The organism is Allorhizobium borbori, from assembly GCF_014196535.1.
Taxonomy (GTDB): domain Bacteria; phylum Pseudomonadota; class Alphaproteobacteria; order Rhizobiales; family Rhizobiaceae; genus Ectorhizobium; species Ectorhizobium borbori.
In genome coordinates this window covers 224,009-232,211 of sequence record NZ_JACIDU010000008.1, presented here as the reverse complement: position 1 = coordinate 232,211, position 8,203 = coordinate 224,009, and the positions used below count along the sequence as shown (strand labels likewise).

7 protein-coding genes are annotated in these 8,203 nt (G+C 59.5%); 3 read left to right on the top strand and 4 right to left on the bottom strand.

Annotation, left to right across the window (positions count from 1 at the left end):
- Positions 1-181: 181 nt before the first annotated feature.
- Positions 182-412 carry a hypothetical protein gene (locus GGQ66_RS23375; RefSeq protein WP_370686341.1) on the top strand — a complete coding sequence of 77 codons (231 nt, stop codon included), beginning with the start codon at positions 182-184 and terminating at the stop codon, positions 410-412.
- A 295-nt stretch (positions 413-707) separates the two neighbouring features.
- Here the strand turns inward: GGQ66_RS23375 and epsC are convergent, their stop codons facing one another.
- Complete coding sequence (gene epsC, locus GGQ66_RS11935; protein ID WP_183792745.1) at positions 708-1,274, bottom strand: serine O-acetyltransferase EpsC; 567 nt, start codon at positions 1,272-1,274, stop codon at positions 708-710.
- A 278-nt stretch (positions 1,275-1,552) separates the two neighbouring features.
- On the opposite strand from epsC, the gene GGQ66_RS11930 reads away from it, so the two are divergent.
- A complete protein-coding gene (locus tag GGQ66_RS11930; protein ID WP_183792743.1) occupies positions 1,553-2,818 on the top strand; it encodes a lipopolysaccharide biosynthesis protein in 1,266 nt (421 codons plus the stop codon).
- A 115-nt stretch (positions 2,819-2,933) separates the two neighbouring features.
- Positions 2,934-3,545 carry a transglutaminase-like cysteine peptidase gene (locus tag GGQ66_RS11925; RefSeq protein ID WP_237358888.1) on the top strand — a complete coding sequence of 204 codons (612 nt, stop codon included), beginning with the start codon at positions 2,934-2,936 and terminating at the stop codon, positions 3,543-3,545.
- Between the two features lie 12 nt (positions 3,546-3,557).
- On the opposite strand, the gene GGQ66_RS11920 is transcribed toward GGQ66_RS11925, so the two are convergent.
- From GGQ66_RS11920 to GGQ66_RS11910, 3 genes are all read right to left on the bottom strand, one after another.
- The gene (locus tag GGQ66_RS11920; protein WP_183792739.1) at positions 3,558-5,099 is read right to left on the bottom strand and encodes an O-antigen ligase family protein; all 1,542 of its coding nucleotides are present in this window, start codon (positions 5,097-5,099) and stop codon (positions 3,558-3,560) included.
- Positions 5,074-5,733, bottom strand: coding sequence for an SAM domain-containing protein (locus GGQ66_RS11915; protein ID WP_183792737.1), 660 nt, complete (start codon positions 5,731-5,733; stop codon positions 5,074-5,076). The genes GGQ66_RS11920 and GGQ66_RS11915 overlap by 26 nt, the downstream gene beginning before the upstream one ends.
- Positions 5,734-5,879: 146 nt before the next feature.
- Positions 5,880-8,150, bottom strand: coding sequence for a GNVR domain-containing protein (locus tag GGQ66_RS11910; protein WP_183792770.1), 2,271 nt, complete (start codon positions 8,148-8,150; stop codon positions 5,880-5,882).
- Positions 8,151-8,203 lie beyond the last annotated feature (53 nt).

Genomic DNA, 8,203 nt, shown 5'->3' with positions numbered 1-8,203 from the left:
TCTGTCGTGCGGGCGCTCCCGTGTAGAATTTGACCCATAGCGCATCCCTCCATTCATGGCTGAATAATGCACCATCAAATGCCGGGACTAAACACTTTTTAAGAACGTCGTCGCCAAGGACAATACCGCCTCGACGGTCTGGGCCGACAGCACCTACCGCTCCAAGACCAACGAGGAATGGCTGAAAGAAAATGGCCTGAAGTCGGACATCCACCAGCGAAAGCCGAAGGGCAAACCCATGCCGGAAGCAATGTCGCGGGCAAACGGGCGGCGATCAAAAATCAGATCTGCCGTTGAGCATGTCTTCGCCAAGCAAAAGGACACGATGAAGCTCTTCATCAGGACGATCGGTCTCGGCAGAGACAAGGTGAAGATCGGTATGGCCAATGTCGCCTACAACATGCTCCGATAGTCTTCCACGAAGGTCGCCGTGCCACCGCATGGCGACGGCCGCCCCGCAAGGGGCAGGAATACCGAAATCAATAGTTCAAGAACGCCGCCAAACGCGACGGCGGACCTCAGCCCGTCACCCTCAATGCCAGAAACGGGGTAAATCGAGGTGCTGCTCCCGGACAGACTGCATCAGGGCCAAACCCCCGAGTGGATGTCCGGACGAGACGGGCGTGTTTGCGCGGGACGATCAGGTCCCCGCGATGCGGAAGCCTCCCGATGATGGTCCGGTTCATTCATCCCGGAAGCCTCGGGGGTTACTCCGTTGGCGGTTCCGCCGGCGGTGCCGGGAGGCGGATTTTCGCGGGAATGCCAACCGCCGTTGCGCCCTCCGGAAGATCGGCGAGAAGAACCGAATTCGCGCCGATCATTGCGCCCTTGCCGAGCGTGATCGCGCCGAGAATAACGGCGCCGGCGCCGATATAGACATCATCGCCGATCACCGGATCGGTAGCATCGTTTGCGCCGCGCCGTCCGATTGTGGCGTTCTGCAACATGGAAACGTTACGGCCGACCGTTGAGACACCCACCACGATGCCGTAGGGATGGGGAATGTAGAAGCCGCCGCCCACCGTTGCGCCAATGGCGATTTCCGACCCGAAGACGAGGCAGGTCAGCCACCACCAGACGCGCCGCAGCGGGCGTCCGATCAGCGGAATGCCGGCCATGATTTCCCCGATCCGGCGGGCCAGCACGAACTGGAAGCCGGGGGTGAGCAGAAACAGGCGGATCACCAGCTTGGCATTGACCGGAACCCTGTCGGCGCGGGCATAGGCCTGAATGTCGGCCTTGATTTTCTGCCAGGGATTTTCATTGACGGTCATGGCACACTCTCTGGTTTCGGCAAGGCGGCAGCAAGACAATCCACCCGCTTGTCGATGGATATGCAGCGCCTTCAACTCTTTCTAAACATCAAAACGCGTGTTAAGAGCCGTAAGCATCGTATATTGTGCATCGCACAACAAGCCCGGAACCTGCGTTGCTTGCATGAAATTCTTCATGGCCGGCATTTTTGCCCGGTAAACGGCGAATAGTCGCCGCCTGCTGCGTGCAAGAATGTTCCGGCGTCTGACCGGCAAGACGAAAGCGAAGAGAGAAAAGCATGAGGATTCTCAAGGTAGCGAAGAGCATGACGAACCTCGGCCTTCGCGGGTTCACCCTTGTCTTTCGTTTCCTCCTGTCCTTTTATATCGCCAAATATCTCGGCTTCGAAGCCACCGGCATTTACGGGCTTGCCGTCGGTATGATCACCTTCACGCCGGCTCTCGTCGGCTGGGGTCTGAACTACTTCACCTCGCGTGATGTCGTCGGCAAGCCGCCGGAGGAGGCCGGCACTCTGGTCAAGAGCCGGCTTCTCGTTACCACGGCGTCACTTGCTCTGGCGACCGGCCTCGGTTTTATCGCCTTGTCGGCGACCGATTTCCACCTCTCGACGATTTACGCGCTGATCCTCGTGTTGCTCTGGCTCGAGACCTATGCGCTTGACGTACACCTGCCGCTGATTGCGCAGGAAATGCCAATCCAGGCGAACATCATCATTTTCGTCCGTTCGGCACTTTGGGCGCCTTTCGTCATCGCCGCCGGTATCCTGTTTCCGGCTGCCCGCACCATCGAATGGGTCTTTGCCGGCTGGATCCTCTCCTACGTGCCGACCGTCATCGTTCTCCTCTTCTGCCTGCGGCACTGGCCGCTGCGCACCATCGCCCGGGCAGGCATTCGCTACGACTGGATACGGATGCGGTTGAAGAGGTCGTGGCTCATCTATTTCAGCGATCTCTGCCTGGTGGGCATTTCCTATGCGGACCGTTACATCGTTAACTTCATTCTCGGGCTGGCGCTGACGGGCGTCTACACCTTCTTTTGGACGCTGGCCAACGCATTGCAGACGCTGATTGCAACCGCCGTCGTTCAGGTGGCGTTGCCATCGCTGGTGAAGGCGCATGCAAACGGCTCTCCCGTCGAATGGCAGGGCGCGATGCGACGCCATCTCATCCGCACCCTTGCCATGGCCGTCATTCTCGGGGTGGCCGTCTATGCCGTTTGCGAAATCCTGATCCGCTACATGGGCATGGAGGCGCTTGGCGAACATCGTCTCGTCTTCGTGCTGATGCTGTTTGCCGCCATCGTTCGTTCCTGCTCCGATCTCTTCAGTGTAGGCCTGACGAGCCTCAGGAAGGACAATCACTATGCCGGGATCATCATGGGTGGTGTGCTGTTTTCGGTCGTGCTGTGCTACACGCTGACCAGCCTTCTGGGCCTTGAGGGCGCGGGCCTGGCGTCGCTCGTCACCGCCATCGCGATTGCCACCGCCAATGGTTCCTACATGGTTCTGATGGCCGGGAAGATACAGCCGGAAAATGCGGGTTGAGCAAAAAAGCGACCGGCTGGGCCGTTTCGTTAAAATGCGAAATATCCGCTTAAACGCCTCGAAACGGCACAGGTGTAGTGTCCGCTCATAGCGAATGTTTCCGAAGGGGAATGCGATGAGAAACGCCCTGCTGAGAATGACAACCGTGGCCCTGCTGGCGACTGCCACGCTTGCCTCCAGTCTTGTCCCGGCTTCTGCTTTCAGCGGTGCGGGCATGATGCGCCAGATCACTCCGCCATCGCGACCCAACAACCTGTTCATCTCGACGCGTCGCGACACGCTGGCACCTTTCTCCTTTGCAGGCTTCTGCGCTGCCCAGGCTGATCAATGTGTTCGCCGCGGCGAGGAAACCCAGGTGGACCTCTCGCGTGAAAAGCGCGCGCTGATGCAGCGCATTAATGTCGAGGTAAATGGCCAGATTACCTATCGGGCCGAAAGCGATGCTACCGACAACTGGGCGATCGGCGGCAAGCAGGGCGATTGTGAGGATTATGCGCTGACCAAGCGCCAGCGTCTTCTCGATGCGGGCTGGCCTTCCGGCGCGCTGCGCATTGCCACTGCCCGTACCGAGGAAGGCGAGGGGCATGCCGTGCTGATTGTGAGCACGACGCGTGGCGACCTGGTTCTCGACAACCGCACCAATATCGTGAAGCCCTGGTTCGCAACCCAGCTTCGCCTCATCAAGATCCAGTCGCCGCAGGACCCGACCGTCTGGCGGGCCATCTGACCACCGGGTCCGTCACGGACCCGGCTGCGGTCGACGGCGTGTTTTACCGCTCGTGCCGGTCGCGTTCGGTCTCAGGCAGATTGTGACGAGCGGCGCCAGCAGAACCGCAAACATCATGGCGAAACCCGGAATTTGCAACGAGAAGTCCAGCACCGAATGCAGGAGCACGAGAAGCAGCGTCGCCAGACCGAGGTGACCTGCGAAACGGTAGCGCTTGCGCTTGAGAATGCCGCGCACGAAAATCCCCGCCAGTCCGACGACCGGCACGGCAATAAGCGGGATGAAAGCGATGCCGAGGGTGGCCAACCCCTCAAGATAAACATTATGCGCCTTCACCAGCACGGCATCGATGCCGCATTCCGGGTTGTGATAGGGAGCATAGGCCTGCGCGAACGAGGCAAGGCCAATGCCGCGGGGCATGTTGTCACCGATCAGGGCGAGTATTCCCGGCATCACGCAAAAGCGGCCGTCCTCTCCGCCAAGAATGGCGGCGCGCAACAGCACCTGGCCGCTGAACAGGCCAAATGCTCCCAGCATAACCACGATGGCAACCAGCGCGACCAGCGACCGGCGCAGCCACTGCCGCCTGACCGTGGGTGGACCGGTTCGCGGGCGCATGTCGTCCTTCAGCGCCATGAGCAGGATGAGCAGAAGCAGGCCGCCGAAACTGGCGCCGACGCCGCCACGCGACTGTGTCAGCAGGAGAGCCACGAAAATGACACCCGCCCCCAGCACGAAGAACGCACTTTTTTTCAGTCGCATATAATCGTCGATGTGAAGCGGCATGTTGCTGTTGGTCAAAATCCAAACGCGCGTCCAGTCGAGGCGGCGCAAGCTGCGCCAGGTCAGGGCCACCAGCGTCAGCAGCAGAATGCCGAAGAATGTCGCGGCCGTATTGCGGTTGACGAACATGCCCGTCAGGCTGTCCTTGTAAAAAAGCTTTTTGTCGAAAAGCAATGTGCCGGGCATAAGCAAGAACTGGAGCAACGACAGGACGGCCAGCACGACGCCAACCAAGGCGATCATGCGCAGGGCATTCAGGGCCCTCTCGTCCGTATCGAAGAGCACCAGTCCTGTTATGAAAAACAGAAATGGCAACGTCGCAGCAAGAAGGGCGAAGCGGTCATCGGCCGGCGCCAGCGATGTGACGGCGTCCATTGGTGAGGCCGTGAACAGTTTCGCCGTTTTCCAGGCGGGATGGGGATCGATGATTGACGGGTGGGGTGTCGTCTGCAGATAAACGACCAGGGCCATGCCGAGAATGATCAGGCATGCGGTCGTCACGGCGCCCCGCGTATATTGCGGCATGCCGCAAACGGCGAGCGAAAGAACGAGTGTCAGCGTCGCAAACGATACGCTGACCACGATGGTCTCTGCGCCGACCGCGCCGTAATCCAGAAGTGCGAGCAGCAAAACGACCCAAAAGAAGATTGTCGCCATCTGCCGGAGCAGTATTTTCCAGCCACCGTCAGGCGAGAGCAGCCGCAAACGCGGCCAGCGGGTTTCCTGCATCGGTTCGGCGTCCAGGTTAACGTGATTTTTTCGCACAGACATCGGTCACATTTCTTCTGACACCCGCCCCCTTCTTGGAGCAAAGCAGGTTGACATCCGCGGTTCGGGCCGAGACCGTCAGCGCCAGCGTATCAGGCGGCAGTATTTTCCAGAGGGTGAAGCGTGCTTCCAGCACATCGGGATCCGCCGGCGCCATCATCTGGGACATGTTGGCAAGCGTTGCCACCTCTTCCGGAAACGAGTTCTGCAATTGGCGGATCATTGCCAGTCGCAACCAGACGTCCCCATCCTGAGGCAGGCAGGATATTCCGTGGCGCATATAGGTTTCGGCGAAGCCGAGCGCTTCCTTGCGCTCATCGGCAGTCTGGGTCGCAGCCTTGCGATCCAGATCGAGCAGCAAAAGGCGCATCCCGGCCTTCAGGATATCGGAGCGGCAAATATGCTGTTCAATGATGGGCGTGAGATATGCCTGGGCGGCAGCCAGTTTGTTGTCCGAAATTTCGCCTTGCACGCGAACATCCCCGGCCAGCCGCACGAATGTCGCGTAGCGGGCCGTCTGGGGCATGGCGTCTCCAAGCATGAACACCACGAGCCCGACGACCATCAGCACCAGCACGACCGGGCCAGACTTTCGCACGGTTGCAAGCGGAAAATTGATACGATGCTTGAGAGACATGAACCGTTCTGTGGCGTTGCGTGTTGTCACGGTTGGCCGAATGATTTTCAGGGCGGGATGAGGACAATTCGAAAAGACGATGGTGGCCGGGTACCACCATCGTCCCGATCGAAGCTATTATCGTGTACGCAAACTCACGCGTCGAACTATTTATCCTCGTGATAATAAGACGTGTAACGCGATGCGTAATAATCGCTTGAGCCGAAGGAGCGGTAAAGCTTGAGCTTCTTCGCATCGACGCGGTTGAGGATGACGCCGAAGCACTTTTCGCGGATCTGCGGCTCATGGCTGAAGATGTTGCGTACGACGCCGCGGGCAGTGTTGCCCCATTCGATCACGAACAGGAAACCGTCCAGCCTGTCACTGATGGCGCGGGCATCGATCACCGGCGCAATCGGCGGCAGGTCCACGATCACGTATTCGTAGTCCGCGCGCAGATCATTGATCAGCTTGCGCATCGGCGCGGACATGAGCAGTTCGGACGAATGCGAAACACGCTGCTTCACGACGGTGGGCAGGAACGCCAGACCGGACTTCGGGTTGAAGAGCAGGACGTCGCGGTAGTCCACGCCTTCGAGCAACACTTCCAGAATGCCGCGTTTGGCGTGGCGACCAAGTGCGCGGGTCGAACCCGGATTGCGGATATCGGCATCCACGAGCACGGTCTTTGCGCCCTGGCTGGCCAGCAACTCGGCAAGGTTGGCCGCGATGGTGGACTTGCCTTCGCCCGGCAGCGTGGACACGATACCGATGACGCGTGTTTCCTTGCCCGGCAGGCTGAGGTCGATGGCAAGACGGGCATTGCGCAGCGTCTCGGCCATCGGCGACATCGCATATTCGATCACATAATCGCTTATGCTCGACGTTTTCAGAATGGAGCGGCTCTTGTCGTAGTCGCCGTCGACCGTCTTGCTGGAAACCACCTTTCCATCAAGTTCCATGACATTGCCAAGGAACTCCTGGCCAAGCACCTGGCGTACCTCTTCCCCGGTCCGGAAGAAGCGGTCGCGGAACTCCCGCACGGCGCCGATGGCGACACCGGCTGCACCGCCGATGAACATGAAGAAGGCAATCACGAGTATCTTGACGGGCGCGCTGGCTTTCTGCGGAACCGTTGCGTTGGAGATAATGCGCGCTTCGGTGACCGGGAAGGACTGCTGCTGGATTGCTTCCTGATAACGCTGGAGGAAGGTCTGATAGAGGTTCTTGTAGGTTTCTGCCTCACGCTGAAGTTCGCGAAGCTGAACCTGCGTCTGGCTCGCGCTGCTGGACACGCCACTGGCGCGGTCCACGCTTTCCTGCAACTGACGCTCGCGCTCGGAGGCGACATCGAGATCGCTCTTGTAACTCTGCGCCACGCGACGGATTTCGTCGAACATCAGGCGCTTGTATTCCTGCATTTCGTTACGCAGGCGAATGGCCTGTACGTGCTGACGCCCCAAACGGGCCGAGATTTCGGCTTCGAGCTTGGAAGCCTCGAGATACTTCTTGCGCAGTTCGTTGGCCACGGAACTGTCGAGCACGTCGGTCACGACTGCGTCCAGTTCGCCCGTATCGAGGATCTGCTGGATGCGCTGCAGGCGCGCGCGCGCCTTTGTCGTATCCGACTGAGCCGCGATGAGGGCCGAGTTCAACTCGGAGAGCTGCTGGTCCGATACGAGGGAGCCGTTGGAGCCGGACTGGATCAGGTTGTTCTCGGCACGGAACTTCTGCACAGCAAGGTCGGAATCGAGTGCCTTCTGACGCAGTTCGGTAATGCGGTCGCTCAGCCAGTCGCCGGCGCGACGTGTGGCATCATACTTGGAGTTCAGCTTGTCGAGCAGATAGGCGTCGGCAAGTGCATTGGCGATGTCTGCGGCCTGCTGCGGCGACTGCGACGTGTAGTCGACACGGAGCACATAAGTACGACCAACGCGCGAAATGTCGAGGTTGTTTCCAACAGTGTCGGCGGCACGCTGGCGCTTGCGATCGGCCTCATCCACGGCCTGCGTCTCGTCGTCGGACGAGAACCAGCGGGAAACGTTCAATACGGAACGAACCGCACCGATAGCGTTGCCGATCAGCGAACCCCGGTCAGCGTTGAAAACCGGGTCTTCCGTGAGGTTGAGCTTGTCCACGACGGCGAGTGAAACCGCATCGGACTTCAGAACTTCCACCTGGCTGAGAACGGAGGCTTCTTCATCGGCAACGGCGCCGATCGTCGAAAGCTGCTCCACGACCTGACCGTTACTGCGGTCGATCAGGATTTTTGCCGAGGCGGTGAAAGACGGAACTGCAGTTGCCAGATAAACGGCGCAGAGGGCGAGTGCGACCACAACGCAAACGGCGACGATGCGCCATTGCCGGTTGATGACGGCAAAAATGGCATCAAGATCGCCAAGCTCAAAATGAGTGGCCTCATCTGGTTGAGTGGCAATGCCACTTGCTCTCTCAGATATATGACGCAGTTGCAAGTCTCACCTCATTCACG